The sequence below is a fragment of the Bradyrhizobium sp. DOA9 genome (genome assembly GCF_000617845.2).
In the GTDB taxonomy this organism is placed as follows: Bacteria; Pseudomonadota; Alphaproteobacteria; order Rhizobiales; family Xanthobacteraceae; genus Bradyrhizobium.
This window is the reverse complement of the sequence record NZ_DF820425.1, coordinates 2018442-2045145: the sequence shown is the minus strand read 5'-3', so window position 1 is coordinate 2045145 and position 26704 is coordinate 2018442. Positions and strand designations below refer to the sequence as shown.

Sequence of the window (26704 nt, the reverse complement as noted above, 5' to 3'; positions counted from 1 at the left end):
CGACTTGCGCGGTCGAGGCTCGTCAGGACTTTTGTTTTCTCCGGCGGTGGCCGATGCACGGTCGGAGTTTGGTGCGGTCCAGCACCGTCACCGTAATGCGCGCCGACCAAGCCCCACGATCACGATTATCGATCAGGTCGCGGGGTTGGCACTCCCACCTCAATTGCCCCGCTTGACCAGCGGGCATTCACTGTCAGCCAAGGAGGCGTAGACTTCGCCGCTTGGGATTTTCTCGAGCACGTTATAGTACTCCCAGGGCGCCTTGACCTCGGACGGATCCTTCACCTGCACGAGGTAGAAGTCGTGCACGAGCTTGCCGTCCTCGCGCAATCTCGCGCCGCGTGCGTAGAAATCGTCGACGGGCGTCGCACGCATCTTCTCCAGCACTGGATCCGTTGCATCCGTGCCTACGGCAGCGATGGCTTTCAGATAATGGCTGACGCCGGAATAGACGGCGGCCTGCGGCGCCGTGGGCATGGCGTTACGAAGCTTGAAGAAGCGCTGGCCGAACGCCCTGCTCTCGTCATCCAAGGCCCAGTACCATGCCGTCAGCGTGGTCAGCCCCATGGCGGTTTTCGGCCCCATGGCATGAACATCGGTGTCGAACATCAGCTCGGCCACGGGCTTCTGGCTTCCCGTGTTCATGCCGAACTCGTTCCACTGCTTCATCAGGTTGACCAGCTGGTCGCCGGCATTGGCGAAGGCGATCGCCTTCGCGCCAGAGGCCTTCGCCTGCAGGATGAACGAGCTGTAGTCCGCGTTGCCGATCGGGTGATACACCGCGCCGAGCGACTTGCCGCCGGCCGCCGCCAGCACGCGCTGCGATTCCGACACCATGTTCTTGCCGAACGCGTAATCGGCCGCGATGAAGAACCAGGTGTCGTAACCCTGGCTGACCAGGGTGCGGATCGGTCCCGACACCAGATTGTAGGAATCGTGCAGCCAGGCCAGGCCGTTTCGCGAACATTGCTTGCCCGTCAGCTCGGTGGTCGCCACCGCCGAATAGACCGCGATCCTGTTCTTGTCGCGCGCCAGCGACTGGATCGCCAGCCCCACCGCCGAATTGGAGATGTCGGCGACCATGTCGACGCCGTCGACGTCGAACCATTTCCGCACAATGCCGACGCCGATATCGGGCTTGTTCTGGTGGTCGGCGGCCAAGATCTCGACCTTGATCGACGGCACCAATTTCTGAAAATCTTCCGCCGCCATCTTGGCTGCCGCAACGGAGCCCGATCCCGACAGGTCGGACAATGGCCCGGTCTGGTCGTTGATGATGCCGATCCGGACCACGCTGCCGGAGAGCTCGGCGGCGCGCGTGGGCGGACAAGATGCAATGAAGGTCCCAACGACGAGAAGGGTAGCGATGCGGCCGTGCCAGTTCATGCGAACACCTTTCTAACAGCGTGTGTGGCCTTCCTCCCTGTTGCGAACGAGCTTAAGCCGCCGTCGCTTTCGCCTTGAGCTTGGAAACCGCCTTCTGCACCGCGGCTGCGCGCTTTTGCAGCCAGGGTTCGGCCTCGCGGCGCATGCGGGAAATCAGCTCAGGCGGCGCATTCTGCACGGTGATGTCGAACGGCGGCTGCGGCTGATATTCCAGCATCAGCTGGAGGTTTTTCGCAACGTCTTCGCCGCAGAGCTCGGCGGCGACCTGAAAACCGAAATCGATGCCGGCAGTGACACCGCCACCGGAAATGCGGTTGCGGTCGACCACGACGCGTTCGTCGACGGCGATGGCGCCAAAGGCGGCAAGCTGGTCGCTCATCAGCCAATGGCAGGCTGACCTGTATCCATCGATGAGGCCCGCGGCGCCGAGGATCAGGCAGCCGGCGCAAACCGAGGTGATGTAGCGCGCCGATCCACCCTTGTCGCGAACGAACGCAATCACCTCGTCATCGTCCATGGTGGCGACCTGTCCCGGGCCGCCGCCGATGCAGAACACGTCCAGATCCGGGCAGTCGGCGAACGTCGTGGTTGGCAGCAGCGGCAGACCGACGTCGCTGACGACAGGCTCGATCCGCTTCCACAACAGGTGCATGCGGACGTTCGGCAGACGGGCAAACACTTCGAAAGGTCCGGTGACGTCCAGTTGCGTCATCCCGGGATAGTACAGAATTCCGATTTCGATCCGCTTGCCGGACATGGAGCCCTCCACCGATGGATAAGCCATGTTGACAGCGGAGGGCATTTGCCGAAATGTCATAACACACGCAATTCCTGCCAAGCCGTCCCTGGTAAAGGCGCTGCCAATGGCCCGTTCCGCCCCCCGCCGCGTGGTCTTCGTGCTGTTCGACGACTGCCTCTTGCTCGACTTCGCCGGGCCGCTCCAAGCCTTCGAGCTGGCCTGCGAAACGTCCAAGGCGGGGCAAGCGCCCTATGTCTGGCAGATCTGCTCGTTGAAGGGCGGGCCGGTCAAAACCTCGTCCGGTCTGGAGGTGATGACGACCGCCCTCGCCGATTGCGACCACAAGACCATCGACACCCTCATGGTGGGTGGCGGCCCCGGCGTCCATCGCGCCGCCGCAGAAGCTGCGCTGGTCGATTGGTTTCGCCTGGCAGCGCCGAAGGCAAGGCGCGTCTGCTCGGTCTGCACGGGCACATTCATCCTGGCCGCAGCCGGGCTGCTGCGCGGGCGGCGCGCGGTCACCCATTGGGGCTCCTGTGACCTGCTGCGCGCAAAACATCCCGACGTTTCGGTTCAGGTCGATCCGGTGTTCGTGCATGACGGCGGCATCTGGACATCAGCAGGCGTGACGGCCGGCATCGATCTGGCGCTCACGCTGCTGGAAGACGATCTCGGCCATCGCGAGGCCATGCGCATCGCGCGCCGGCTCGTCGTTTTCCTCAAGCGGCCGGGCGGGCAGGCGCAATTCAGCGTGCCGCTGTCAATGCAGGCCTCGGAAGACCGGGCTTTCGAAAAGATTTCGAGCTGGATGCAGGACAATCTCGGCCGCGATTTGCGCGTCGAAAGTCTCGCCGAGCGAGCGGGCATGAGCCCGCGCACCTTCGCGCGCGTGTTTCGCCAGAAGACCGGCCGCACCCCCGCCAAGGCGGTGGAAGAGCTTCGCGTCGAGGCAGCCCGACGCGCGCTGGAAGAGTCCGCCTCTCCCATCAAGGAGATCGCCGCGCGCGCAGGCTTCCAAAGCGAGGAGCATCTGCGCCGCGCGTTCCGCCGCCGCCTGAACGTGCTGCCGCATGACTACCGGGTTCGATTCCACCAGGGGTAAAGATAATCAGCGACAGGGGGGTTAGCTCGACGTTTCCGCGATTACCTCGGGTGGGTCTTTATCTGGGCAGTCATTGGTGGGTCTTTATCTGGGCAGTCATTAAGCTGCCAGCGCGCTAAGTCTGTGAACCCGTGCACCTACAGTACTCATTTCTCCGGCGGCCCCAGTTCAGCCAGCAGCGCCGTTGCGCGCTCGCGCAATGACGGCAGCATCGTTGTGACGATCTCCCACACCCGACCGTCGTCGATCACCGCCTAGCCGTGGATCAGCAGATTGCGGAAGGCAATGATCTTCCGCACGTCGGGCACTCGGCTTGCGACTTCCGGCGCCTCCTTCGATAGTCGGTTCAGCGCCTCGCCAATGATCTCGAATTGCCGTTCCACTGCCGAACGGATCAACGGGCTCGCCCGATAGCCTGCGGCATCGAAGCCAGCCGTGAACTCGGTGATCGCCGCGGCAGCCTGCTGCACGTCCCAGAGACAGGCGCGCGGATCACGCTGCATAAATGAGCTCTCTCGACCGTTCGATCGTTGCGCGCACGTACGGGTTCTTGACGGCCGAAGCTTCCACGAGATCGACTGGCCGTCCGAGCAGCCGCTGCAACGCTTCGGAGAAGCCGAGAAATTGGTCGAACGCCGAGAGGCCACTGTCTTCGCCGAACGCGACGAGGAAATCGGCATCGCTTGTTGCAGGATCGAAATCGGCGCCGCGTGCGGCCGAACCGAACAGTTCGAGCCGCACCACGCGGTAGCGCTGACACAGCGCCTTCAGTGCTTTCCGGTGCTTTTCGATCTCCGTGTGCATGCCAATCTCCCGTCGGCGCGGAGAATACACGTTACAAATCCTCGCACCAAGCCTTCGATGAGAATTCGCGAGCGCGGGGCGCCCCCGGGGGCAACACCCGTCGGTTGCGAAATTACAGCGACAGGCGATGCGGTGACAGTGTTGGACTGTCACTTAGTTGATTGCCGCCCAACGCGCGCCTCCAAACCTACCCCTCCAAAATCGCGACCGCCCGCGTCCATCCCGCCGAGGCTCGCTCGATCTTTACCGGGAAGCATGACACCTTGAAGCCTGACGGCGGCAGCTGTTCGAGATTGTGCAGCTTCTCGAGATGGCAATAGCCGATATGGCGTCCGGCCTTGTGGCCTTCCCAGATCAGGCTGGCGTCTTTGGTCTCGGCGTATTTCTTCGCGGTGTGGACGAACGGGGCGTCCCAGCTCCAGCCGTCGGTGCCGGTCAGGCGTACGCCGCGCTCGAGCAGGTACATGGTGGCTTCATAACCCATGCCGCAGCCGGAGGTGACGTAGTCCTGCCGGCCGTATTTGGCGCCGGCGCTGGTGTTGACCACGACGATCTCGAGCGGCTTCAGCTCATGGCCGATGCGCTTGAGCTCGGTCTCGACGTCCTTGGCCGTTGCGACATAGCCGTCCGGCAGGTGCCGGAAGTCGAGCTTCACGCCTGATTGAAAGCACCATTCCAGCGGCACCTCGTCGATGGTCCATGACCGCTCGCCGCGATTCATGGTCGGGTGAAAATGCCAGGGCGCATCGAGATGCGTGCCGTTGTGGGTGGAGAGACTGACCTGCTCCACCGCCCAGCCCTGGCCATCCGGCAGATCCTCGGCCTTCAGCCCGTCGAAGAACTGCAGCATGCGCGGCAGGCCCTGCTGGTGATCGATATACTGGATGGTCGGATGATTGCCGGGCGGATCGGCTGGCACGTCGTTCTGGAGGGGGACGGAGATGTCGATCAGCTTGCTCGTCATGGCGCTTCCTCGTTGTTGTTTTATTTGGCAGCCGTCAGGCTTCACTTCAGATGTCTTGCCGCTCGACGCGGTTCTTCAAGATGCCGATCTTCTCGACCTCGAGCTCGATCGTATCGCCATGCTCGAGAAACCAGCCGAGCTCGAGGCCGCAGCCATTGCCGACCGTGCCGGAGCCGATGAATTCGCCGGGCATCAGCGTCTCGTCCTGGGTGACGTGGGCGATGATCTCCTCGAAGGAGAACAGCATGCCCTCGGAGACGCCCTTCGAGCGGGTCTCGCCGTTGACGCGCGCTTCCATCTTCAAACGATAAGGATCGCCGATCTCGTCCGGCGTCACGATCCAGGGCCCCATCACGTTGCCGCCGTCAAAACTCTTGCCCTTGGCCGGGCCGAGCCGTCCCTCCATCTCGATGCGCTGGGCGTCGCGCGCGGAGAAATCGTTGAAGATGGTGTAGCCGAAGATGTGATCCCCGGCTTTCGCAGGCGTGATGTTGGCGCCCTTGTTCTTGGTGATGATCCCGAATTCGAGCTCGTAGTCCATCACCTTGCTGTAGCGCGGCCATGTCACCGTGGTGTTGGTGCCGCGGACGCTGAAGCGGTTGGTGATGTAGAAGATCGGCTGCTTGCGATAGACCTCGGGCAATTCGCCGAGCGGCTCGGCGTCGATGCGCGCCAGTTCGGCCAGGTCGCCCTTGGCGCGCGCTACGAGCTTTTGCTGCCCGCGCGGCGCCTGCAGGATGTGCAGGGGAAACGACATGCCGTCGCGCATTTGCCGGGGCTCCGGCACCGGTGCGAGAATGTCGACGGCGCCGACCGGCGCCGACAGCGTCGCGTCCTGGGCGTGCTTGTCCAGCAGAGCCCGAGCCCGATCCAGCGCGCGGGGCCCTGCGTCGATCAGCGCCAGCATCGAGCCGAAAGCCGGATCGGCGCCGCCGTCCCGCGCGGCCGCCGCGGCGAGGTCGAAAACCTGGCTGTCATTGCTGTGGACGGCGCCGATCTTCTCCTGACCGGCCGATCTGAATGTCGCGAGCTTCACCTTGGGCACCCCTTGCTATCGTTTCGAATATATGATCAGATAAAATATCGATAAACAAGCCAGAAAAATATAAACGAGGGAGAACGCGGTGAGGCGAACGCAGATAAGGAGCGTGCTGGCAGGTCTGACGCTCGGCGTCGGGGTGTCGGTTGCCTTGACGGCGACAGCGCTGGCGCAGGCCAAGATCCAGATCGGCTGCACGGCGACGTCCGATTGCGCCTCGGCCATGGTCGCGGTCGACGAAGGCATTTTCAGAAAGCACGGGCTGGACGTCGAGATGACGCCGATCGCGATCAACTCCAACATCCCGGCGGCGATCCTGTCGAATTCGATTCAGGTCGGCGGCCCCACCTCCACCGTCTTCCTGCAGGCCGTCGACGGCGGCCTCGACCTCGTCGCGATCGCCGGCGCCTCGGTCATGAGCCCGACCTCGAACACCGCGATCGCCGCCTTCGTCCGCAACGGCATCACCATCAAGGAGCCCAAGGATTTCATCGGCAAGAAGGTCGGCGCACCCGGCCTGAACGCCTTTCTCCACGTGCTGTTCGTGAAATGGCTGGTCGAAAAGGGCGTCGATCCCAAAAGCGTCAATTTCGTCGAAGTCACCTTCCCGACCATGGCCGACATCATCAAGTCAGGCGGCGTCGATGCCGTGCTCACGGCCGAGCCGTTCGTTACGCGCATGATCAATGCCGGGATCGGCTCGGTCGGCGTGCGCTACGGCGCCGAGCTCGGCCGCACCGATCCGATCATCTTCTATGCCGCATCGCGCGATTGGGCGGAGAAGAATGCCGCGATCGTGAAGAAATTCCGCGAGGCCATCGCGGAGGCCGCAATCATCGTCAACATCGACCGCGAGAAGGCCTCGGCCTCGATCGCCAAGTTCACCAAGCAGCCGCTCGAGCTCGTCAAGGCGACGCCGCCGAACCAGTCCGAGCCGAACCTCAAGCCGCAAAACCTCGGTTGGTGGATCGAGGTGATGTCGTCGCAGAAGATGCTGCAATCGAAGCTCGACACCACCAAACTGGTGCTGAACTAGAGGATATCGACGATGCCTGCTCCCGAGCGCACTCTCGAACGCCCGCCGGCTGAGGCCGGAACCCTGAGCGAGCGCGCAGCAAGCCTGATCGAGCAGGACATCCTGGCCGGACATCTCGCGCCGGGATCGCGGCTCGGCATCGTCGATCTCGTGCAGCGCTACGAGATCGGCGCTACCCCCTTGCGTGAAGGCCTGTCGCGGCTGATGTCGCGCGGCCTGATCGTCGGCATCGGCCAGCGCGGCTTTCGCGTCGCCGAGGTCAGTCGCGAAGATCTCGCCGACATCACCTGCATGCGGACCGCGGTCGAGATCGAGGCGGTCAGGCTCGCAATCCTGCACGGCGATGCCGCCTGGGAGGCCGGCATCATCAGCGCGCTGCATCAGATGCGCCGGCACATCGAACGCACCGGCGATGAATTCCGCGAGGGCGCTGCGGAGTTCGACCGGCTGCACAAGGGCTTTCACACCGCGCTGCTCGCCGCCTGCGGCTCGCGGCGCATGCTGGCCGCCCATTCCGACCTCTACGACCAGGCCTACCGCTATCGCCGCGTGATGATGGGCGCCATCGACAGCGGCGAAAGGTTCATCCGCAGTCACCAGATGCTTGCCGACCTCGTGCTCGCCCGCGACCTGCCCGCCGCGCAGAAGATGCTGGCGGCGCATCTGCACTCGACCATCAATTTCGTCTATCCGCAGATGCGCGGGGAGCAATCATGAGCGTTGTTGCCAAGCTCGATGAGGCGCGCGCCGCGCGGCGGCAGAAAACGCTGATCGCGTTCAACGCCGCGACGCTGCGGCTCGGCGGCAAGACCATCATCGAGAATCTCGATCTTCAGGTGCGGCCGGGCGAATTCCTCTGCATCGTCGGCGCCTCCGGCTGCGGCAAGACCACGGCGCTGCGGCTCGCCGCCGGCCTCTATCGCCCCACGAGCGGCGCGGTGACGTTCGACGGCGAAGAGATCACCGAGCCGCGGCGCGAGGTCGCGATCGTGTTCCAGGATTACGGCAAGGCGCTGTTGCCGTGGCGGACCGCGGCCGGAAACATCTCGCTGGCGCTGGAAGCCTCGCGAGTCCCGGCACGCGAACGCGGCGCGCGCATCGAGGCGCTGCTGCGCAAGGTCGGATTGCCCGGCCATGCCGACAAATACCCCACGGAAATGTCGGGGGGCATGCAGCAGCGCCTGCAGATCGCGCGCTGCCTTGCGCAGGAGCCGACCACGCTCTTGATGGACGAGCCGTTCGGCGCGCTGGATGCGATGACGCGGCAGGGCTTGCAGGACGAGGTGCTGTCGCTGACAGAGGCGAGCCAGACCACCGTGATCTTCGTGACCCACGACCTCGACGAGGCGATCTATCTCGGCGACCGCGTCATCGGCCTGTTGCCGCATCCGGGCCGGATCGGGATCGAGCTCGACGTCGATCTGCCGCGTCCGCGCGACCAGCTCGCCACCCGCGAGCATCCGGAATTCCTGCGGCTGCGCCGGCAATTGTTCGACTTCATCAAGGCGACCGAGCATTGAGCCTGGACCGCACGAAGCCCTTGCTGCTGCCGCTGGCGCTGATGCTGGCGTTCGAGCTGTGGGCGCGCCTCATCCATCTGCAAAGCGACAGCCTGGCACCGCCGAGCGCAATCCTCGCGGCGCTGGCCACGGCGCTCGCCGATCTCTCGATTCCGATCGCGACCCGCGACACGCTGTTCGCCGCCTTTGCGGGTCTCGCCATCGGCAGCGCCATCGGGCTCGCGCTCGGCATCGCCTTCGGCATTTCGCGCCCCCTCGACCGGCTGATGGAGGTGACGGTCGAGGCGATCCGCCCGATTCCCTCGATCGCGCTGCTGCCGATTGCGCTGATCGCGCTCGGCTTCGGCTACCGCATGGAGATCGTGATCGTGGCGTTCGCCTGCGTCTGGCCGATGCTGATCATGACGCGCAGCGCGGTGCGCAGCATCGAACCGCGATTGATGGAGGTGTCGCGCGCCCTGCGGCTGAGCGCGCCGCAACGGATCGCGAAGATCGTGATCCCGGCCGCGCTGCCGCGGATCTTCGTCGCCTTCCGCCTGTCGGCCGGCATCGCCCTGATCGTCGCCGTCACCGTCGAGATCGCCATCAACCCGATCGGCCTGGGTGCCGGCATCATGCTCGCGCAGCAGGCGCTGCGCGCCGACCTGATGCTGGCCTATCTCGTCTGGATCGGCGCGATCGGCTACGCGCTGAACATCCTGTTGATCGCGGCCCAGCGCCGCCTGTTCGGCCGCGCCGCGCTCGCCGGAGACCATCCATGAACCGCACTGCGATCCTCTGGCGTGTCGCAAGCGTCCTCGTCGCAGCCAGCTTCATCGCGGCGTGGCAGCTCGTCGCCGACCTGCGCCTGGTGTCGCCGGTGTTCCTGCCCGGTCCGGACCGCGCCTGGGCCGCTTTGGTGCGCGGCTTTTCCAGCGGCGATCTCGCGGGCAAGCTCATCGGCACGCTGGAGCACATGGCCTATGGCTGGCTCGCCGCCTCGATCGCCGGCATTGCGCTCGGCGCGCTGATCGGTTCGTCCAGGACGATGCGAGCCTATGTCGCGCCGTCGCTGGAATTCTTGCGGCCCCTGCCGGTCTCGGCGATCATCCCGGTCGCGATCGCGATGCTCGGGCTGACGCAAGGCATGGCGCTGTTCGTGATCGCCTTCGGCGCGATCTGGCCCATCATGCTCGCAACCGTTCACGGCTTTGCCGCAGTCGAGCCGCGGCTCTACGAGGTCGCCCGCTCGCTGCAGATGTCGCGCGCCGCAATCATCGGCAAGATCGCCCTGCCATCTGCATTGCCGGATATCCTCGCGGGCATGCGGCTCAGCCTGACCGTCGCGCTGATCCTCTCGGTGGTCTGCGAGATCCTGGCCGGCCTCGACGGCCTCGGTCACTGGGTGCTGCTCTCGGCGCGCGCGTTCCGATCCGCCGACCTCTTCGCCGGCGTCATCCTGCTCGGTGCGACCGGATATGTGACGTCGATTGCGATGTCACTGGTCGAGCAGCGGCTGCTCGCCTGGCAGACCGCGGCGAGGTAGCGCGGCGGTCCCATCGCCAAACAAAAACGGCCCGCATCAAGCGGGCCGTTGTCGTCTCGGATCCGGTCAATCCGAATTTGGTTGCGGGGATAGGATTTGAACCTATGACCTTCAGGTTATGAGCCTGACGAGCTACCGGGCTGCTCCACCCCGCGTTAAACCTTTGCGCGCCTTCGGTCACGTCCTGGGACGGTCGGTTGAGGCCGGCGCTGGGCGCGCTGGCTTTTCGCTTCCGTCCCAAAGACTTCCTTGGAAGGCAACCCCGGGGCAATGCCCGTTGGGTGCGGGGGGTATGTATCAAGGCGGGGTGCCTTTGGAAAGGGCTGCGGGAACGTTTTTTTCGACTTTGTGACAGGGGGATGGACGAATTCCGCACCGTTCTGCGCGCTCTTGTCAGAAGTTCCACAAAGGGCCAGCTTGCGGCAACAAGATAAGGCTGAAAGGCCGGGGGTCATTCCGGGTTTGCGCTTCGCGCGCCCCGGAATGACGAGAAAAAGGGGGGGAAACCACATTGCCCGATGCATTCGATTTCGTCGTCGTGGGCGCGGGCTCGGGCGGCTGCACAATAGCGGGGCGGCTGTCGGAGGATCCGGGGACATCCGTCGCGCTGCTCGATGCGGGGGGACGGAACGATACCTGGCGGATCACGACGCCATTCGGGCTCGCGTTGCCCTACGCCGCAGCCAACTGGGCCTTCGATACCGTGCCGCAAAAGGGGTTGAACGGCCGCATCGGCTATCAACCGCGCGGCAAGGGCCTCGGCGGCTCCTCGGCGATCAATGCCATGGTCTATATCCGCGGCCACAAATGGGATTACGACCACTGGGCCGCGCTCGGCAACGCCGGCTGGTCGTATGCGGACGTGCTGCCCTATTTCAAGCGGTCGGAGAACAACGCCGATTTCGACGGCGAATATCACGGCAAGGGCGGCCCGCTGCATGTCAACAGGCTGCGCTCGGACAATCCGATTCACGACGTCTTCCACCAGGCCGCACGCGAGGCGCAATTCCGCATCCGCGAGGACTTCAATGAAGAGGACCAGGAAGGGCTCGGCAGCTACCAGGTGACCCAGCGGGGCGGCGAGCGCTGGAGCGCGGCGCGCGCTTATCTGGATCCCCATCTGGGCAAGCGGCCGAATCTGCGGGTCGAGACCGGGGCCCAGGCAACGAAGATCCTGTTCGAAGGTGGGCGCGCGGTCGGCATCGAATATGTGCAGGGCAACCAGAAGAAGCAGCTGCGCGCCCGCCGCGAGGTGATCCTCGCCGCCGGCGCCTTCCAGTCGCCGCAGCTCCTGATGCTGTCGGGAGTAGGCGACGCCGATGCGCTTGCCGCGCACGGCATCGGCGTCGTGCATCACCTGCCGGGCGTCGGGCGCAATCTGCAGGACCATCCGGATTTCGTGTTCGTCTATGCCTCCGATTATCCGCACTTCGTTCACGCCTCGCTCGGTCGGCTGCCCTCCCTGCTGCGCGGTATCCAACGCTATCGCCGCGAGCGGCGCGGCATGATGACCACCAATTTCGCCGAGTGCGGCGGCTTCCTGAAAACCCGGCCCGATCTCGACGTACCTGACATCCAGCTCCACTTCGTCATCGCGATGCTCGACGACCACGGCCGCAAGAAGCACAAGGAGGCAGGCTTTTCCTGCCATGTCTGTCTGCTCAGACCGAAGAGCCGCGGCAGCATCTGGTTGAGAAGCGCCGATCCGCTGGCAGCACCGATGATCGACCCGAATTTCCTCGGCGAGGACGAGGATGTCGAGAGGATGGTGGCGGGCTTCAAGACGACGCGCCGCTTGATGGAGACGCCGGCGCTGCGCGCATTGCAGAAGAAGGACATGTTCACATCCGACGTGAGAACGGATGACGACATCCGCGCCATTTTGCGCGCGCGGGTCGACACGGTCTATCATCCGGTCGGCACCTGCAAGATGGGCACGGATGCGATGGCCGTGGTCGATCCGGCGTTGAAGGTGCATGGCGTCGCGGGATTGCGCGTCGTCGACGCCTCGATCATGCCGACGCTGATCGGCGGCAACACCAACGCGCCGACCATCATGATCGGAGAGAAGGCGGCGGATATGATCCGGGCGGAGATGCGGTAGTTGTTCTCCCGTCATTGCGAGCGCAGCGAAGCGATCCAGAGTCTTTCCGCGGAGGGATTCTGGATTGCTTCGCTGCGCTCGCAATGACGATGTGGATAGGGCGGGGAATGCCGCTCAACTCAGCAAGAACCCGCCGTCCACGGTCACGACGCTCCCCGTCATGTAGCGCGACGCGTTCGACGCCAGCAGCATAATCGCGCCGTCGAGATCGGACTCGGCGCCGACGCGGCGTTGCGGGATGCGCTTGGCGAGGCGTTCGCCTGCCGGCGTCGACCAGAAGGCGTGGTTCATCTCGGTGTCGATATAGCCGGGCGCGAGCGCGTTGATGCGGATGTTCTGGCCCGCGAGCTCGAGCGCCATCGCTCTCGTCGCCTGGATGATGCCGGCCTTTGAGATCGCGTAAGGCGAGAGCGCCTTCAAGACGCCGGTGCCGAGCACCGAGGCGATGTTGACGATGTTGCCGGGCTGCTTGCGCGTGATCATGCGGCGCGCCACTTCGGTCGCGAGGAAATAGGCGCCCTTGAGATTGGCGCCGATCACCGCATCCCAATCCGCCTCGGTCTGCTCGGTCGCGAGCTTCTCGATGGCGATGCCGGCATTGTTGATCAGCACGGTGACGGGGCCGAGCGCGGCCTCGGCAGCATCGACCGCCTTGGCGATCGAGGCGGTGTCGGTGACGTCGAGCGCGACCGCAACGGCGCGGCCGCCCTTGCCGCGGATCTCCTCTTCCAGGCTCCTCAATTTGTCGGTCTGCCGCGCAGCGAGCGCGACGGCCGCACCATGCGCCGCCAGCACACGGGCAAACTGCCGGCCCAGCCCCTGGCTCGCACCCGTGACGAAGATGGTTTCCTGACTGACGTCGAATAGGTCTGACATGACGCGTTCCTTGCGCGGTTCCCTTGAGCTTTGGAGACACCAATACAGACGATTTTAACGATCTGAAACCGGAATGATCGGACTTGCGTTCACTTGCTCCATCAAGGCAAGGTTGTGCGCATGAACAGTTTCGATTTCGCCGTCTACGCCGCACTCGCCGTCGCGGTCGGCTTCGGCTTCCGGACCGGGCTGCTGCGCAGCGCCATGACCATCCTCGCCTATCTGCTCGCGGCGCCGATCGCGGTGGCGCTGATGCCGCTGATCGCACCGCAGATCGCCGGCAATCCGAACTCGCCGCTGCTGCAGAACTGGATCTGGTTCTTCGCCATCTTCGTGGTCGTCGGCGTGCTGTTCGGCCACATCGGCCGTATCGCGCTGAACGACACGATCGGCGAGGCCGGCATCGGCGACCGGCTCGGCGGCGCCGCGCTCGGCGCCGCCAGGGTCGGCCTCGTCGCCACCACCCTGGTGCTGGTGTTCGACCAGATCGTGCCGACGAACCGCCAGCCGCCCTTCCTCGCCGGCTCGCATCTGCGGCCGCTGTTCTCGACCGTGGGCCAGATGGGCTTCAAGTCGCTGCCGCCGGAAGCCGCCGCCGCGATCGACCGCCTCAAGCACGAGCGGCGGATCTGATCTGGCGCATTTGCATCGCTAGCCGCGAGGCGCATGCATTTTGGTGCGGGCCGATCCCTTATCAGCGGCATCACAGTTGGCTAAGGTAGCCGCCGTCCAAAACCTACCTGACAGTTACGGGAGTGAAACAGTGGATCTTGGGATCAAAGGTCGCCGCGCCATCGTCTGCGCATCCAGCAAGGGCTTGGGGCGCGCCTGCGCCATCTCGCTGGCCGAGGCCGGCGTTCACGTCACGCTGACCGCGCGCGGCACTGATGCCCTGAAGAAGACCGCCGATGAGATCCGCAAGGCCTATCCCGATGTGACGGTCACCGAGATCGTCGGCGACATCACGACGCCGGCGGGCCGCGAGGCAGTGCTGAAGGCCTGCCCCGAGCCCGACATCCTGATCAACAATGCCGGCGGCCCGCCGCCGGGCGATTTCCGCAACTGGACCCGCGACGACTGGATCAAGGCGATCGACGCCAACATGCTAACCCCGATCGAGCTGATCAAGGCGACGGTGGATGGCATGATGGCCCGCAAGTTCGGCCGCATCGTCAACATCACCTCGGCCGCCGTGAAGGCGCCGATCGACATCCTCGGCCTCTCCAACGGTGCCCGCGCCGGCCTCACCGGCTTCATCGCCGGCCTGTCGCGCAAGACCGTGATCAACAACGTCACCATCAACGGTCTGCTGCCGGGCCCGTTCGAGACCGATCGCCTGACCAGCACCGCAAAGGGCGAAGCCGACAAGCGCGGTGTCACACCGCAGCAGATCCTGGCCGAGCGCGCCAAGCTCAACCCCGCCGGCCGCTTCGGCCAGCCCGACGAGTTCGGCTATGCCTGCGCCTTCCTGTGCGGCGCCAAGGCCGGCTTCATCACCGGGCAGAACATTCTGCTGGATGGCGGTGCGTTCCCGGGGACGCTGTAAGCAGTCCTCTCCCTCTCCCCGTTCTTGCGGGGAGAGGGAGACATAGTCACCGCTGCCTGGTCGGCTCGTCCTCGTCCTGCTGGCTCGGGGCGGAGGAATCGGCGGTCGTGCGCTCATCGGTCCAGTCGACGCCGAATTCGTCGAGCCCGTTCGCGAGCAGGTCGCCCAGCATGGGCTCGCCGAGCAGATAGTGCACGGTTTCGCGGCGCGGGCTGCCATACTCACGCCGCGCCTCCACCGCGCGGGCGCGCAGATCGTCCCATTCATCGATCGAGCCGTCGCCGCGGCCGAGCCAGGTCAGCGCGACGAGATCGAGCTGCTCGTCCTCATTCAGCGCGATCATGAAGCTGCCGAGCTCCTGGACGACGGGGTCAGAGCCGTCGTCGTCGAGGACGTCCATCATATCGTCATCGGCCGCGTTCGAGCCGGAATCGGGATCGGAAGCCCCCTCCTTGACGTCGAATTCGCGCGCCTTCTCGATGATGAAGGCGACCTTCTCCGCGGAAATCGCAAGCTCTGGCATGGCTTCCTCGTCGGCGTCTGTCTCAGGTTCCGGCAATAACGCCGCACCGCGTCAGATGATCCATTGCGCCCGATGGCAGAAGATGGGCATGTTCCAGCGCAAGAGCAAGAACACAGGGAGGCGCCGGATGCAGTGGAAGGTCGGCAAGGTCAAGATCACGAAATTCGTCGAAATGGAGACGGTCGGCTCGACCCGCTTCATCCTGCCGGCAGCCACCAACGACGAGATCCGGAAGCTGCCCTGGCTGATCCCGCATTTCGCCACCGAAGAAGGCCGGCTGAAAATGTCGATCCACTCGCTGGTGGTGGAGACGCCGTCGCGCCGCATCGTGGTGGATACCGGCCTCGGCAACGACAAGCAGGGCCGCGGCGTACCGACCTGGAACAACCGCAGCTCGCCGTTCCTGGAGACCATGATTGCGGCGGGTTTTCCGCCCGACAGTATCGACACCGTGCTGTGCACCCATCTTCACGTCGACCATGTCGGCTGGAATACGCGACTGGTCGACGGCCGATGGGTGCCGACCTTCCCGAAGGCGCGCTATGTCTTCGGCAAGACCGAATATGAGCATTGGCGTGATGACACGGCCGAGCCGGACAAGGTTGCGGTGTTCAACGATTCCGTGAAGCCGGTGGTCGATGCCGGCCGGGCCGAGCTGGTCCCGAGCGACCACCGGCTCTGCGAGGAGATCGGGCTGATCCCGACCCCCGGTCACAGCCCGGGGCATATGAGCGTCCTGATCGAATCCGACGGCGAGCAGGCGCTTCTGACCGGCGACGTCGCCCATCATCCCTGCCAGATGGCGCATCTTCAGTGGTGCTCGACGGTGGATACCAACCCCGCGCAATCGGCGGCAAGCCGGCACGCTTTGTTCTCGCGCTTCGCCGACACGCCGACGCTGGTGATCGGCGGTCATTTTTCGGCCGGGCACATCAAGCGCGACGGGGACGCGTTCAGGTTTATGGCGCTGGGGTGATCCCCGTTTTGGGCGGTTGAATTTCGCGCCGCCGTGTTCCAAGAAGCTATTCAACCGATCGGTCCAATCTCCAGGGAGAAACGAGAATGAAGCTTGTTCGTTACGGCGAGAAGGGTGCGGAAAAGCCCGGCCTGGTCGACAGATCCGGCCAATTGCGCGACCTGTCGGCGCATGTGAAGGACCTCACCGGCGAAGCCTATTCGCCTGAATCGCTGAAGAAGCTGGCGGCGCTCGATCCCGCCTCGCTGCCCGCGGTCTCCGGCAAGCCGCGGTTCGGCGCGCCCGTCACCGGCATCTCGAAATTCGTCGCGATCGGCCTCAACTATTCCGACCATGCCAAGGAGACCGGCGCCGAGATCCCGAGCGAGCCGATCATCTTCATGAAGGCCAACACCTCGCTGTCCGGCCCGAACGATCCGGTCGAGAAGCCGCGCGGCTCGACCAAGCTCGACTGGGAGGTCGAGATCGCCGCCATCATCGGCACCCGCGCCAAATACGTCTCGGAAGCCGACGCGCTGAACCACGTCGCCGGCTATTGCGTCTGCAACGACGTCTCCGAGCGCGCCTTCCAGATCGAGCGTCTGGGCCAGTGGACCAAGGGCAAGTCGCACGACACGTTCGGCCCGCTCGGGCCGTGGCTCGCCACCAAGGACGAGATCAAGGACGTGCAGAACCTGTCGATGTGGCTCGACGTCAACGGCCAGCGCCGCCAGACCGGCTCGACCAAGACCATGATCTTCTCGATGGCCAAGTGCATCTCCTATGTCTCGCAGTTCATGACGCTGCTGCCCGGCGACGTCATCACCACGGGCACCCCACCCGGCGTCGGCCTCGGCATGAAGCCGCCGACCTTCCTCAATGTCGGCGACGTCGTCACGCTCGGCATCGAAGGCCTCGGCGAGCAGCGCCAGGAGATCGTGGCGGCGTAAGGCCTGCGCCCTCTCCCGTCATTGCGAGGAGCTCTTGCGACGAAGCAATCCAGGTTCTTTCTGCGGAGACAGTCTGGATTGCTTCGCTTCGCTCGCAATGACGAAAACAACTGCCCGATGTTCATCAGGATCGTTCCATGAAGCTCACCTTCTCCCCCGCCTCGCCCTTTGCCCGCAAGGTGCGCATCGCCGCGATCGAGCTCGGGCTGATCGACAAGATCGAGCTCGTGCCGGCAAGCGTCACGCCCGGCACGGCCAATGAGGATTATTCGAAGATCACGCCGCTGAAGAAGCTGCCGGTGCTGATCACCAATGACGGCGACGTGATCCTGGATTCCTACGTCATCGTCGAATATCTCAACGAGATGGCCGGCGGCAGCCTGATCCCGGATTATGGCCCGCGGCGCTGGAAAGCCAAGACCAATCACTCGCTGATCAACGGCATGCTCGATTCCATGCTGCTGTGCCGCTACGAGAAAATGGCGCGACCGCAGGGCCTGCAATGGCAGGCCTGGTCGGACGACCACTGGAACAGGGCCTGGACCGGCATGGCGCGCTTCGAGAACATGCCTGAGGTGCTGAACGGCCCGTTCGACATCTCGCAGATCGGCCTCGTTTGCGTGCTCGGCTATGCCGACTTCCGCTTCGCCGACTCTGGCTGGCGCAAGGCCTATCCGAAGCTCGACGCTTTCCACCAGAAGATGCTGGAGCGGCCCTCGGTGAAGATCTCGGTGCCGCCGGCGGCGTAACCTGCAAGGAGTGTCCATGAGCCTGAAGTTCTCGGTCGGCGATCTCACCATCCATCGCGTCATCGAGCAGGAGACCTCGTTCGTCCCGGCGCTGGAGATGCTGCCGGGACTGACGGCAGAGGTGCTGGCCGAGAACCGTGCCTGGATGCGCGAGGCGAAGGCGCTGGACGAAGAGGACGTGCTGCTGCTGTGCTTCCAGTCCTACTTGGTGAAGACGCCGCACCACACCATCCTGGTCGACAGCTGCATCGGCAACGACAAGCCGCGGCCGCGGCCGAAATGGAACATGAAGACCGACGACACCTATCTTCGCGGCCTCGGCGCCGCGGGGTTTTCCGTCGACGACATCGACTTCGTGATGTGCACGCATCTGCATGTCGACCATGTCGGCTGGAACACGCGGCTCGAGAGCGGCCGCTGGGTGCCGACCTTCCCCAGGGCTCGCTATGTGTTCGCCAAGCAGGAATTCGATCACTGGTCCGCGCAGAATGCGACGACGGAGATCCCGCCTTTCGCCGACAGCGTGTTGCCGGTGGTCGAGGCTGGCAGGCACGAGCTCGTCGGCAACGACCACGAGATCGGCGGCCACGTCCGCATCCTGCCGACACCGGGTCACACGCCGGGCCATATCGCCATCACGATGGGCCGCGGCAAGGACGATGCGGTGTTCTCGGGCGACCTCATGCATTCGCCGCTGCAGACGCTCTATCCGGAATTGTCGATCAAGTTCGACGTCGATCCGGCCGCAGCCGCGAAAACCCGCCGCAGTTTTTTGGAACGCTATTGCGACACCGACACGCTGTGCTGCACGGCGCATTTTCCCTCGCCGTCGGTGGGGAAGATCCGGCGCAAGGGCAACGCGTTCGTGTGTGAGTCCATCTAGCGAGATGCCGTACGGTGGGCAAAGCGAAGCGTGCCCACGTCTCCAACAATGGTGGGCACGGCGCGCGAAGTGCGCGCCTTTGCCCACCCTACGATGCTCTCCTCGCTGAAACTGCCCTGTTGAGAGATCACCCCACCCCGCTCGCGCTTCGCGCGATCGACCCTCCCCCTCCAGGGGGGTCAGAGACGCCCACGGAGGAAACGATGACCGCACTCCCCGACATCCCCCTGCCCGCCGGAATCCGCTCGCGCTACATCGACGGCATCAACGGCTTGCAGATGCATGTGCTGGAGGCCGGCTTCGAGACCAAAGGGCGGCCCTGCATCCTGCTGCTGCACGGCTTTCCGGAGCTTGCCTTCTCCTGGCGCAAGGTGATGCCGGCGCTTTCCGCCGCCGGTTATCACGTCATCGCGCCGGACCAGCGCGGCTATGGCCGCACCACGGGATGGAGCGCGGACTATGACGGGGACCTCGCGCCATTCTCTCTGCTCAACCTGGTGCGCGATGCGCTCGCTTTGGTATCGGCGTTCGGCTACAGGCAGGTCGATCTCGCCGGGCACGATTTCGGCAGCCCGGTCGCGGCCTGGTGCGCGCTGATCCGGCCCGACGTGTTTCGCTCGGTGACGCTGATGAGCGCGCCGTTCGGCGGACCGCCGCCGCTGCCGTTCGGCACAGTCGACACTCCGGCAAAGCCCGCGGTGGAAGACCCCGTGCATCGCGAGCTCGCCGCGCTGCCGCGGCCGCGCAAGCACTATCAATGGTACTATTCGACGCGCGAGGCGAACGCCGACATGCAGCACGCGCCGCAGGGCCTGCATGATTTCCTGCGCGCCTATTATCATCACAAGAGCGCGGACTGGACCGACAACAAGCCCTATCCGCTGCAAGCATGGTCGGCGCAGGAATTGGCGAAGCTGCCGACCTATTACGTGATGGACTTGCACGAGACCATGGCCGAGATCGTCGCGAAGGAGATGCCCTCGCCGGCCACGATTGCCGCCAATCAATGGCTGCCGGACAGCGACCTCGCCTATTACAGCGCCGAATATGGCCGCACCGGATTCCAGGGCGGGCTGCAATGGTATCGCTACGGCACGTCGGGCATGCTCAACAGCGAGATGCAGCTGTTCGCAGGGCGCAGCATCGACGTGCCCTCCTGCTTCATCTCGGGCAAGCAGGATTGGGGCACTTATCAGCGGCCGGGCGTGTTCGAGGCGATGCAGGGGCGCGGCTGCACCAGGATGCTCGGCTGCCATCTCGTCGATGGCGCCGGCCATTGGGTGCAGCAGGAGCAGCCGGCCGCGGTGAGCCGGTTGCTGCTCGACTTCCTCACCAAGGCCCATACGGCCTGATTTGACCGGAACCGGCGGCGCCCTATATAATTTAGAACCATTCTAAATTATAACGTCAGGGCCGTCGTGAAGAATTTTGCCGATTTGACCGAACGCGAGGTGCTGGCGGTCGCGATCTCCTCCGAGGAGGAGGACAGCCGTATCTACATGACCTTCGCCGAGGATCTGAAGGAGCGCTATCCGGACTCGGCCAAGCTGTTCGAGCAGATGGCCGAGGAGGAACGCGGCCACCGCCACATGCTGCTGGAATTGTACGAGCAGCGCTTCGGCCAGCATCTGCCGCCGATCCGCCGCGAGGACGTCAAGGGCTTCCTGCGCCGCCGCCCGATCTGGCTGACCAAGAACCTGCCGCTCGACACCATCCGCCGGGAAGTCGAGACCATGGAGCTCGAGGCCGAGCGCTTCTACGCCAAGGCCGCCGAGCAGGCCGAGGACGTCAACGTGCGCCGTCTGCTCGGCGATCTCGCCGAGGCCGAGAAGAGCCACGAGCACACGGCCGCCCGGCTGACCGACGAGATCCTGAAGCCCGACGTGCGCGCCGAGGAAGACCGCACCCGCCGGCGCATGTTCGTGCTGCAATATGTGCAGCCGGGCCTCGCAGGCCTGATGGACGGCTCGGTCTCGACGCTGGCGCCGCTGTTTGCGGCCGCCTTCGCCACGCACCAGAACTGGCAGACGTTCCTGGTCGGCCTCGCCGCCTCGATCGGCGCCGGCATCAGCATGGGATTTGCGGAAGCACTGTCCGACGACGGCTCGCTGACGGGGCGCGGCTCGCCCTGGCTGCGCGGCATCACCTGCGGGGCGATGACGACGCTCGGCGGGCTCGGCCACACCGCGCCTTATCTCGTGCCCGACAGCTGGGCCAACGCGTTCTGGATCGCAACCGCGATCGCCTGCGTCGTCGTGTTCTTCGAATTGTGGGCGATCGCCTTCATTCGCTCCCGCTACATGGATACGCCGTTCCTCCAGGCCGTGTTCCAGATCGTGCTCGGCGGCGCCATCGTGCTGGCGGTGGGGATCGTGATCGGGGCGGCGTAAGCTTCGCCCCGCATATCAATCGCGATCAAACAGAAGTTGCGAGATTCGGCCAAACTGCGCATCATCCTCCAACAACCAGAGCGGGAGAAGCGCCGTGGCCGGATCGGAATGGAGTTTCAAGAGCGCGGTCGAATTGTCGGCCGCGCTGAGCGCGAAGAACGTCTCGGCGGTCGAGCTCGCGCAGGATGCGATCGCGCGCATCGAGCGGCACGACGGCAGCATCAACGCGGTGTGCGTGCGCGACTTCGATCGCGCGCTCGTTGCGGCGCGCGAAGCGGATGCGGCGCTGGCGCGCGGCGAGCGCAAGCCGCTCCTCGGCCTGCCCACGACGATCAAGGAATCCTTCAACATCGCCGGCCTGCCGACGACCTGGGGATTCGTGCCGCAGAAGGATTTCAGGCCGGTGGAAGACGCGCTGGCGGTGGCCCGCATCAAGCAGGCCGGCGGCGTGATCCTCGGCAAGACCAACGTGCCGGTCGGCCTCGGCGACTGGCAGAGCTACAACGACATCTACGGCACCACCAACAACCCCTACGATCTCGGCCGCACGCCGGGCGGTTCGTCCGGGGGATCGGCGGCAGCGCTCGCCGCGGGCTATTGCGCGCTCGCCACCGGCTCGGACATCGGCGGCTCGCTGCGTGTGCCGGCCTTTCATTGCGGCGTCTTCGCGCACAAGCCGACCATCAATCTCTGCGCGGCGCGCGGCGAGACCCCGCCGCCGTTTCCGGCCATTCCGCGCGAGGGGGACCTTGCCGTCATCGGTCCGATGGCGCGCACGGCCGCGGATCTGTCCTTGATGCTCGACGTCATTGCGGGGCCCGATCCGCTCGATGCCGGGATCGCCTACAGGCTCGACTTGCCCGCCGCGCGGCATCAGGCGCTGCGGGATTTTCGTGTCCTGGTGATCGACAGCCATCCGCTGCTGCCGAGCGACCGGGATGTCCGCGGCGCGATCGACAGGCTGGCAACCGATCTTGCGAAGGCCGGCGTCACCGTCGCACGCGAGAGCGCGCTGCTCCCGGACTTTGCGGAGACGTCGCGGCTGTACATGCGCATGCTGCTGGGCTTTCTCGGCGCGTTCCTGCCTCCCGACGAGCTGGCGGATGCGCAGGCACGGACGCGCCAGCTCTCGGCGGAGGACCGCAGCCTCGGCGCGGAACGACTGCGCGGCATCACCGCAAGCCACCGCGCCTGGGTGCTCGACGCCGGAAGCCGCGCCGTCCTGCGCGCGCAATGGCGGGCGCTGTTCAAAAGCTTCGACGCCGTGATCTGCCCGATCATGCCGACGCCGGCCTTTCCGCACGATCATTCGCCGGAGCAGCGCCTGCGAACGATCAGCATCGACGGCAAGTCTTACCCCTATTCAGATCAGCTCGCCTGGCCGGGCATCGCAACGCTTCCGGGCCTGCCCGCGACGGCCGTTCCGCTCGGCCTGTCGAAAGACGGCCTGCCGGTCGGCGTGCAGATCCTCGGCCCGTTCCTCGAGGACAGGACGCCGCTCAAGCTCGCCGAGCTGATCGAGCGCGAGTTCGGCGGGTTCGTGCCGCCGAAGATGTTCGATGATTAGCGGTCCTTCGTCATTGCGGCGAGCTGTTGCGACGAAGGTAAACTCGCTCAGCTATCGAACACGATCACGCTGCGTAGCGTCTTGCCGGCCTTCATGTTGGCAAAGCCCTCGTTGATCTCGGACAGCTTCAGCTTGGCCGAAATCCAGTCCTCCAGATGCAGCCGGCCGCGCAAATAGAAATCGACCAGGCGCGGCATGTCGACGCGGAAATGGTTCGAGCCCATCGAGGAGCCCTGGATCTTGCGCTCGCGCAGGAAGTCGAAGCCGTGCAGCTCGATCTTCTGGCCGAACGGGATCATGCCGACGATGGTGGCGGTACCGCCGGAGGCCAGCATGCCGAAGGCCTGCTCCGCGGTCTCCTTGCGGCCGAGCACCTCGAAGGAATGATGCACGCCGCCATTGGTGAGGTCACGGACCTGCTTCACGACATCGCCGTCGGCCGGGTTGATGATGTCGGTCGCGCCCAGCTTGGTCGCGAGCTGGAGTTTTGCAGGATTGGTGTCGATGGCGATGATACGGCCGGCGCCGGCGATCTGCGCGCCGTTGATCGCGGCCATGCCGACGCCGCCGCAGCCGATCACCGCCACGGTCTCGCCGGCCGTCACCTTCGCCGTGTTCACCACCGCGCCATAGCCGGTGATGACGCCGCAGCCGATCAGCGCGGCGAGATCGAGCGGCATGTCCTTGCGGATCTTCACGATGGCGTTCTCATGCACCAGCATCTGCTCGGCGAAGGAGGAGAGGTTGAGGAACTGGTGCAGCTTCTCGGAGCGAGACCATTGCATGCGGTTGGAGACGCCCGGCAGCATCTTCACCGTCGCGTCGGTGCAGAGCACGGTGCGGCCGGTGGTGCAATTGTCGCAGGTGCCGCAGAAGACGGAGAGACATGTGACGACATGGTCGCCGGGCTTGACGTAGGTGACGTCGGAGCCGACCTGCTCGACCACGCCGGCGGATTCGTGCCCGAGCACCGCCGGCAGCGGATGCGGATAGAGACCTTCCATGAAGTGCAGATCGGAGTGGCAGAGCCCGGCGACGGCGGTGCGGATCAGCACTTCGCGCGGGCCGGGCTTCGGCAGGCTGATGTCCTCGATGACGAGCGGCTGGTTGACTTCATAGAGGACGGCGGCCTTCATCGGTGTTTCCTCGTTGTTTTTGTTTCGTTGCGTGGGCTCTGCACCTCTCCCGAAGGGAGAGGTCGGAAGCGCATCGAAGATGCGATTCCGGGTGAGGGGTCCAGGTCTCACGTGATCGCGTAACCCCTCACCCGGATCGCTTACGCGATCCGACCTCTCCCTGCGGGAGAGGTGAAGAGAGAGAGCCTACGCCGCCAGGACCAGTTCGCCAACCTCGCTCATGCCGGCTGCGCGATCGCCGAGCAGCAGTTCGGCGATCTTCGCTTGCGCGGCATTTTCCGTCAGCCGGAACGGATCACTTGGTGCCACCCGATGATCGACCACGAGCCGCGACAACAGCAGCCTACGCGCATCGCCACGCATCTCGTAGATGCGGTGTGCCTCCCAGGCGAGGGCCACCGCGCTGGCGACGTGATAGAGCACGCTGGTGGCGCGGCGCGCATCGGCTTCGTTCTCGGACTTGGCCGCGACTTCGCGTGCAAAGCCGACGGCGCGGTCGGTGAGGCCACGCAGATGATCGCGCCAGGCCTGCGGCACCGAGGCGCTGTCGTCGAGGCGGGCGTGCAGATCGGCCGCGAGCGCGGATTCCGCGCCGTGACGACCGACGGCCCGCCGCAGCGCATCGATCGCGACGATGTTGCCGGTGCCTTCCCAGACCGAGCCGAGATGGGCATCGCGCAACAGGCGGGCGGTGGCGAATTCCTCGATATAGCCGATGCCGCCGCGCATCTCGAGCGCATCGCCGCAGACCTTGCGCGCATCGCGGGTAGCCCGGAACTTCAGCGTCGGTGTCAGGATGCGCAGCAGCGCCGCGGCATCCTGGCTGCCGGCCTCGGCGCGGTCGAGGGCGTCCGCAGTGAGGAAGCTCATCGACAGGCCCTGCTCGACCGGTAGCATGATCTTCAGCATCTGCCGCCGTCCCAGCGGCAGATCGATGATGCGCTGCCCGAACACCACGCGGTTGGTCGCCACCGTCATCGCATCGTGATAGGCGCGGCGCATCAGTGCGGTGGACTTGACGCCGTTGGAGAGCCGCGAGGAGTTCACCATCTCGGCCATCTGCACGAAACCACGGTCGAGCTTGCCGACGGCGTAGGCGATCGCGCCTTCCAGCTTGATCTCGCCAGAGGCCATCGAGCGCGTGCCGAGCTTGTCCTTGAGGCGCACGATCCGGTAATGGTTCTGCGAGCCGTCGTCGAGGAAGCGCGGCATCAGGAACAGGCCGACGCCGCGCGTTCCGGGCCCGGCGCCTTCGGGCCGCGCCAGCAGCATCACGACCTTGGCGTCCGCGTTCGAGCAGAACCATTTTTCGCCGGTGAGGCGCCAATGGTCGCCCTCCTGCACCGCGCGCGTGGTCAAGGTGCCGACATCGGAGCCGCCTTCCTTCTCGGTCATGAACTGGCCGCCCTGGGTCAGCTTGCTCATGTCCGTCGAGGTCAGGCCGTCCAGATATTTCGCCTTCAGCGCCTCGCTGCCGAAATTCGCCAGCAGCTTGGCGCAGCCGTCGGTGACGTTGATCGGGCAGCCCATGCCGAATTCGGTCTGGTTGAACAGGAACGTGAAGGCGTGCTTGGCGACAACAGGATATTTGTCCGGCCAGCCCATGATGCCCTTGCGGATCGAGAGCGCATGGATGCCGAACTCGCCGAACCCGGCGTTCTCCAACTCGCGATAGGCCGGGTGATATTCGATCCATTGCACGTCGCGGCCGAACTTGTCGCGCTGGTGCAGAATCGGCGTGTGACGGTCGGCGAGCCGCGCGCATTCGTCGAGATGGCCGCCGGCGAGCTCGCCGAGACGGTCGAGATGCGGCTCGATGTGGCGGAACAGGTTTTCCGGTAGATGAATGCGGAGCAGGTCCGTGAGCGAGGGATCGGCGCGATAGAAATTCATGCCCGACGTATCGGGCGCCAGCAGGCCGGATGGTGCGGCCGCGACGTTTTTCGGCTGTGCTGTGGCCGGCTTGTGCATGATCGTCCTCTATTGTTTCCGCCTTGCGGACATTTTGCGCTGATTTGGCGCTTGCCGCTTGAGATGATGTCGATCATGCTCCAGTGAGCAAGCGCGATAAAGCCGCAAATTGTCAGAGAGGCATGATCGCAACGATGGAGCAATTCGCCCTGCGGAATTGTGATCGTCCTGGCTGGTCGTTCGCGTAGGCATGCATAGATCTACGGCTCCCAGTCCTCAGAGAGCACGCCATGGAACATCCGAAATACAAGATCGCCCTCATCGTCGGTGCCGGCGAAGGCCTGAGCGCGTCGCTGGCCCGGCTGCTGTCCGCCCAGGGCATCCGCGTCGCTCTCGCCGCGCGAAAAATCGAGAAGCTTGGCGCGCTCTGCACCGAGACCGGGGCCAAGGCTTATGCCTGCAACGCCACCGAGCCTGACGAGGTGGAGCGGCTGTTCGGCCTGGTCGAGCGCGAGATCGGCACGCCCGATCTCGTCGTCTACAATGCCTCCGGCCGCACGCGCGGGCCGCTCATTGACCTCGTGCCGGCCGACGTCGCGCAGGCGATTGCGGTCAGCGCCTATGGCGGCTTCCTGGTGGCGCAGCAGGCGGCCAAGCGCATGCTGCCGAACCAGCACGGCGCGATCCTGTTCACCGGCGCCTCCGCCAGCGTCAAGGGCTATGCGCAGTCCGCTCCCTTCGCGATGGGCAAGTTCGCGCTGCGCGGACTTGCGCAGAGCATGGCGCGCGAACTGTCGCCGCAGGGCATCCATGTCGCGCATTTCGTCATCGACGGCGGCATCAGGAGCGCGACGCGAAGCGAGGCGGCGGATAGGCCGGACTCGATGCTCGATCCCGACGCGATCGCAGAGAGCTATTGGAACGTGCTGCAGCAGCCGCGCAGCGCCTGGAGCTGGGAGCTGGAGCTGCGGCCCTGGGTGGAGAGGTTTTGAAGGCGCA

The 26704-nt window shown here is 65.0% G+C and carries 27 protein-coding genes and 1 tRNA gene; 17 read left to right on the top strand and 11 right to left on the bottom strand.

All coding sequences use genetic code 11. The features are described 5' to 3' along the window. Nucleotides 1–159 precede the first annotated feature (159 nt). Nucleotides 160–1386, bottom strand: coding sequence for an ABC transporter substrate-binding protein (locus BDOA9_RS09445; protein WP_025033690.1), 1227 nt, complete (start codon nucleotides 1384–1386; stop codon nucleotides 160–162). Nucleotides 1387–1438: 52 nt separating this feature from the next. Beyond that, on the bottom strand, nucleotides 1439–2143 hold the full coding sequence (locus BDOA9_RS09440; protein ID WP_025033689.1) for a DJ-1/PfpI family protein: 705 nt from the start codon (nucleotides 2141–2143) through the stop codon (nucleotides 1439–1441). Between the two features lie 106 nt (nucleotides 2144–2249). Between BDOA9_RS09440 and BDOA9_RS09435 the strand changes: the two genes are divergently transcribed. Then, on the top strand, nucleotides 2250–3227 hold the full coding sequence (locus tag BDOA9_RS09435) for a GlxA family transcriptional regulator (RefSeq protein ID WP_025033688.1): 978 nt from the start codon (nucleotides 2250–2252) through the stop codon (nucleotides 3225–3227). Between the two features lie 254 nt (nucleotides 3228–3481). Here the strand turns inward: BDOA9_RS09435 and BDOA9_RS09430 are convergent, their stop codons facing one another. The 4 genes from BDOA9_RS09430 to BDOA9_RS09415 all read right to left on the bottom strand — a co-directional run bounded on the left by BDOA9_RS09430 (nucleotide 3482) and on the right by BDOA9_RS09415 (nucleotide 6031). Then, nucleotides 3482–3730 (bottom strand): HepT-like ribonuclease domain-containing protein, encoded by a 249-nt coding sequence (locus BDOA9_RS09430; protein ID WP_152033198.1) that lies wholly within the window; start codon nucleotides 3728–3730, stop codon nucleotides 3482–3484. After that, on the bottom strand, nucleotides 3720–4031 hold the full coding sequence (locus tag BDOA9_RS09425) for a nucleotidyltransferase family protein (protein ID WP_025033687.1): 312 nt from the start codon (nucleotides 4029–4031) through the stop codon (nucleotides 3720–3722). Before BDOA9_RS09425 ends, BDOA9_RS09430 begins: the two co-directional genes overlap by 11 nt. Nucleotides 4032–4218: 187 nt before the next feature. After that, the gene (locus BDOA9_RS09420) at nucleotides 4219–4995 is read right to left on the bottom strand and encodes a cyclase family protein (RefSeq protein WP_025033686.1); all 777 of its coding nucleotides are present in this window, start codon (nucleotides 4993–4995) and stop codon (nucleotides 4219–4221) included. 46 nt (nucleotides 4996–5041) lie between these two features. Beyond that, complete coding sequence (locus BDOA9_RS09415; RefSeq protein WP_025033685.1) at nucleotides 5042–6031, bottom strand: fumarylacetoacetate hydrolase family protein; 990 nt, start codon at nucleotides 6029–6031, stop codon at nucleotides 5042–5044. An 88-nt stretch (nucleotides 6032–6119) separates the two neighbouring features. On the opposite strand from BDOA9_RS09415, the gene BDOA9_RS09410 reads away from it, so the two are divergent. The 5 genes from BDOA9_RS09410 to BDOA9_RS09390 are packed head-to-tail and all read left to right on the top strand — an operon-like array spanning nucleotide 6120 to nucleotide 10115. Next, a complete protein-coding gene (locus tag BDOA9_RS09410) occupies nucleotides 6120–7070 on the top strand; it encodes an ABC transporter substrate-binding protein (protein WP_244521460.1) in 951 nt (316 codons plus the stop codon). 12 nt (nucleotides 7071–7082) lie between these two features. Then, the gene (locus BDOA9_RS09405; protein WP_025033683.1) at nucleotides 7083–7787 is read left to right on the top strand and encodes a GntR family transcriptional regulator; all 705 of its coding nucleotides are present in this window, start codon (nucleotides 7083–7085) and stop codon (nucleotides 7785–7787) included. Next, nucleotides 7784–8590, top strand: coding sequence for an ABC transporter ATP-binding protein (locus tag BDOA9_RS09400; RefSeq protein ID WP_025033682.1), 807 nt, complete (start codon nucleotides 7784–7786; stop codon nucleotides 8588–8590). The genes BDOA9_RS09405 and BDOA9_RS09400 overlap by 4 nt, the downstream gene beginning before the upstream one ends. Then, nucleotides 8587–9351: an ABC transporter permease gene (locus tag BDOA9_RS09395; protein WP_025033681.1), complete on the top strand. Its 765-nt coding sequence runs from the start codon at nucleotides 8587–8589 to the stop codon at nucleotides 9349–9351. Before BDOA9_RS09400 ends, BDOA9_RS09395 begins: the two co-directional genes overlap by 4 nt. Then, nucleotides 9348–10115 carry an ABC transporter permease gene (locus BDOA9_RS09390; RefSeq protein WP_025033680.1) on the top strand — a complete coding sequence of 256 codons (768 nt, stop codon included), beginning with the start codon at nucleotides 9348–9350 and terminating at the stop codon, nucleotides 10113–10115. The genes BDOA9_RS09395 and BDOA9_RS09390 overlap by 4 nt, the downstream gene beginning before the upstream one ends. Nucleotides 10116–10193: 78 nt before the next feature. Here the strand turns inward: BDOA9_RS09390 and BDOA9_RS09385 are convergent. Beyond that, nucleotides 10194–10270 (bottom strand) — tRNA-Met (locus tag BDOA9_RS09385). A gap of 356 nt (nucleotides 10271–10626) precedes the next feature. Here BDOA9_RS09385 and BDOA9_RS09380 point away from each other — a divergent pair. Next, nucleotides 10627–12219 (top strand): GMC family oxidoreductase, encoded by a 1593-nt coding sequence (locus BDOA9_RS09380; protein ID WP_025033679.1) that lies wholly within the window; start codon nucleotides 10627–10629, stop codon nucleotides 12217–12219. A gap of 114 nt (nucleotides 12220–12333) precedes the next feature. Here BDOA9_RS09380 and BDOA9_RS09375 read toward each other — a convergent pair whose 3' ends face one another. After that, nucleotides 12334–13095, bottom strand: a complete 762-nt coding sequence (locus BDOA9_RS09375; protein WP_025033678.1) for an SDR family oxidoreductase — start codon at nucleotides 13093–13095, stop codon at nucleotides 12334–12336. Between the two features lie 120 nt (nucleotides 13096–13215). On the opposite strand from BDOA9_RS09375, the gene BDOA9_RS09370 reads away from it, so the two are divergent. Continuing rightward, nucleotides 13216–13728 (top strand): CvpA family protein, encoded by a 513-nt coding sequence (locus BDOA9_RS09370; protein ID WP_025033677.1) that lies wholly within the window; start codon nucleotides 13216–13218, stop codon nucleotides 13726–13728. Nucleotides 13729–13858: 130 nt separating this feature from the next. Beyond that, the gene (locus BDOA9_RS09365) at nucleotides 13859–14641 is read left to right on the top strand and encodes an SDR family oxidoreductase (RefSeq protein ID WP_025033676.1); all 783 of its coding nucleotides are present in this window, start codon (nucleotides 13859–13861) and stop codon (nucleotides 14639–14641) included. Between the two features lie 46 nt (nucleotides 14642–14687). Here the strand turns inward: BDOA9_RS09365 and BDOA9_RS09360 are convergent, their stop codons facing one another. Then, entirely contained in the window at nucleotides 14688–15164 is a 477-nt protein-coding gene (locus tag BDOA9_RS09360) for a DUF3775 domain-containing protein (RefSeq protein WP_025033675.1), read from the bottom strand. A 127-nt stretch (nucleotides 15165–15291) separates the two neighbouring features. Here BDOA9_RS09360 and BDOA9_RS09355 point away from each other — a divergent pair, with 127 nt between their 5' ends. The 7 genes from BDOA9_RS09355 (at nucleotide 15292) to BDOA9_RS09325 (ending at nucleotide 22658) form a co-directional block, all read left to right on the top strand. Further along, nucleotides 15292–16140 (top strand): MBL fold metallo-hydrolase, encoded by an 849-nt coding sequence (locus BDOA9_RS09355; protein WP_025033674.1) that lies wholly within the window; start codon nucleotides 15292–15294, stop codon nucleotides 16138–16140. A gap of 86 nt (nucleotides 16141–16226) precedes the next feature. Next, the gene (locus BDOA9_RS09350) at nucleotides 16227–17069 is read left to right on the top strand and encodes a fumarylacetoacetate hydrolase family protein (RefSeq protein ID WP_025033673.1); all 843 of its coding nucleotides are present in this window, start codon (nucleotides 16227–16229) and stop codon (nucleotides 17067–17069) included. 137 nt (nucleotides 17070–17206) lie between these two features. Further along, entirely contained in the window at nucleotides 17207–17818 is a 612-nt protein-coding gene (locus tag BDOA9_RS09345; protein ID WP_025033672.1) for a glutathione S-transferase family protein, read from the top strand. Between the two features lie 16 nt (nucleotides 17819–17834). Continuing rightward, nucleotides 17835–18701 carry an MBL fold metallo-hydrolase gene (locus tag BDOA9_RS09340; protein ID WP_025033671.1) on the top strand — a complete coding sequence of 289 codons (867 nt, stop codon included), beginning with the start codon at nucleotides 17835–17837 and terminating at the stop codon, nucleotides 18699–18701. 203 nt (nucleotides 18702–18904) lie between these two features. Then, entirely contained in the window at nucleotides 18905–20053 is a 1149-nt protein-coding gene (locus tag BDOA9_RS09335; RefSeq protein ID WP_025033670.1) for an alpha/beta hydrolase, read from the top strand. 66 nt (nucleotides 20054–20119) lie between these two features. Continuing rightward, on the top strand, nucleotides 20120–21091 hold the full coding sequence (gene mbfA / locus BDOA9_RS09330; protein WP_025033669.1) for an iron exporter MbfA: 972 nt from the start codon (nucleotides 20120–20122) through the stop codon (nucleotides 21089–21091). Nucleotides 21092–21185: 94 nt separating this feature from the next. Beyond that, nucleotides 21186–22658, top strand: a complete 1473-nt coding sequence (locus BDOA9_RS09325; RefSeq protein ID WP_025033668.1) for an amidase — start codon at nucleotides 21186–21188, stop codon at nucleotides 22656–22658. Nucleotides 22659–22705: 47 nt separating this feature from the next. Here BDOA9_RS09325 and BDOA9_RS09320 read toward each other — a convergent pair whose 3' ends face one another. Then, nucleotides 22706–23794: a Zn-dependent alcohol dehydrogenase gene (locus BDOA9_RS09320; protein WP_025033667.1), complete on the bottom strand. Its 1089-nt coding sequence runs from the start codon at nucleotides 23792–23794 to the stop codon at nucleotides 22706–22708. A 186-nt stretch (nucleotides 23795–23980) separates the two neighbouring features. Beyond that, nucleotides 23981–25765, bottom strand: a complete 1785-nt coding sequence (locus BDOA9_RS09315; RefSeq protein ID WP_025033666.1) for an acyl-CoA dehydrogenase family protein — start codon at nucleotides 25763–25765, stop codon at nucleotides 23981–23983. Between the two features lie 230 nt (nucleotides 25766–25995). On the opposite strand from BDOA9_RS09315, the gene BDOA9_RS09310 reads away from it, so the two are divergent. After that, on the top strand, nucleotides 25996–26697 hold the full coding sequence (locus BDOA9_RS09310; RefSeq protein WP_025033665.1) for an SDR family NAD(P)-dependent oxidoreductase: 702 nt from the start codon (nucleotides 25996–25998) through the stop codon (nucleotides 26695–26697). Nucleotides 26698–26704 lie beyond the last annotated feature (7 nt).

Bases quoted from the DNA above. Each gene is read 5' to 3' on its own strand.
- BDOA9_RS09445 (WP_025033690.1), bottom strand. From the start codon at position 1,386: ATGAACTGGCACGGCCGCATCGCTACCCTTCTCGTCGTTGGGACCTTC.
- BDOA9_RS09440 (WP_025033689.1), bottom strand. From the start codon at position 2,143: ATGTCCGGCAAGCGGATCGAAATCGGAATTCTGTACTATCCCGGGATG.
- BDOA9_RS09435 (WP_025033688.1), top strand. From the start codon at position 2,250: ATGGCCCGTTCCGCCCCCCGCCGCGTGGTCTTCGTGCTGTTCGACGAC.
- BDOA9_RS09430 (WP_152033198.1), bottom strand. From the start codon at position 3,730: ATGCAGCGTGATCCGCGCGCCTGTCTCTGGGACGTGCAGCAGGCTGCC.
- BDOA9_RS09425 (WP_025033687.1), bottom strand. From the start codon at position 4,031: ATGCACACGGAGATCGAAAAGCACCGGAAAGCACTGAAGGCGCTGTGT.
- BDOA9_RS09420 (WP_025033686.1), bottom strand. From the start codon at position 4,995: ATGACGAGCAAGCTGATCGACATCTCCGTCCCCCTCCAGAACGACGTG.
- BDOA9_RS09405 (WP_025033683.1), top strand. From the start codon at position 7,083: ATGCCTGCTCCCGAGCGCACTCTCGAACGCCCGCCGGCTGAGGCCGGA.
- BDOA9_RS09400 (WP_025033682.1), top strand. From the start codon at position 7,784: ATGAGCGTTGTTGCCAAGCTCGATGAGGCGCGCGCCGCGCGGCGGCAG.
- BDOA9_RS09390 (WP_025033680.1), top strand. From the start codon at position 9,348: ATGAACCGCACTGCGATCCTCTGGCGTGTCGCAAGCGTCCTCGTCGCA.
- BDOA9_RS09375 (WP_025033678.1), bottom strand. From the start codon at position 13,095: ATGTCAGACCTATTCGACGTCAGTCAGGAAACCATCTTCGTCACGGGT.
- BDOA9_RS09370 (WP_025033677.1), top strand. From the start codon at position 13,216: ATGAACAGTTTCGATTTCGCCGTCTACGCCGCACTCGCCGTCGCGGTC.
- BDOA9_RS09360 (WP_025033675.1), bottom strand. From the start codon at position 15,164: ATGCCAGAGCTTGCGATTTCCGCGGAGAAGGTCGCCTTCATCATCGAG.
- BDOA9_RS09355 (WP_025033674.1), top strand. From the start codon at position 15,292: ATGCAGTGGAAGGTCGGCAAGGTCAAGATCACGAAATTCGTCGAAATG.
- BDOA9_RS09350 (WP_025033673.1), top strand. From the start codon at position 16,227: ATGAAGCTTGTTCGTTACGGCGAGAAGGGTGCGGAAAAGCCCGGCCTG.
- BDOA9_RS09345 (WP_025033672.1), top strand. From the start codon at position 17,207: ATGAAGCTCACCTTCTCCCCCGCCTCGCCCTTTGCCCGCAAGGTGCGC.
- BDOA9_RS09340 (WP_025033671.1), top strand. From the start codon at position 17,835: ATGAGCCTGAAGTTCTCGGTCGGCGATCTCACCATCCATCGCGTCATC.
- BDOA9_RS09335 (WP_025033670.1), top strand. From the start codon at position 18,905: ATGACCGCACTCCCCGACATCCCCCTGCCCGCCGGAATCCGCTCGCGC.
- BDOA9_RS09320 (WP_025033667.1), bottom strand. From the start codon at position 23,794: ATGAAGGCCGCCGTCCTCTATGAAGTCAACCAGCCGCTCGTCATCGAG.
- BDOA9_RS09315 (WP_025033666.1), bottom strand. From the start codon at position 25,765: ATGCACAAGCCGGCCACAGCACAGCCGAAAAACGTCGCGGCCGCACCA.
- BDOA9_RS09310 (WP_025033665.1), top strand. From the start codon at position 25,996: ATGGAACATCCGAAATACAAGATCGCCCTCATCGTCGGTGCCGGCGAA.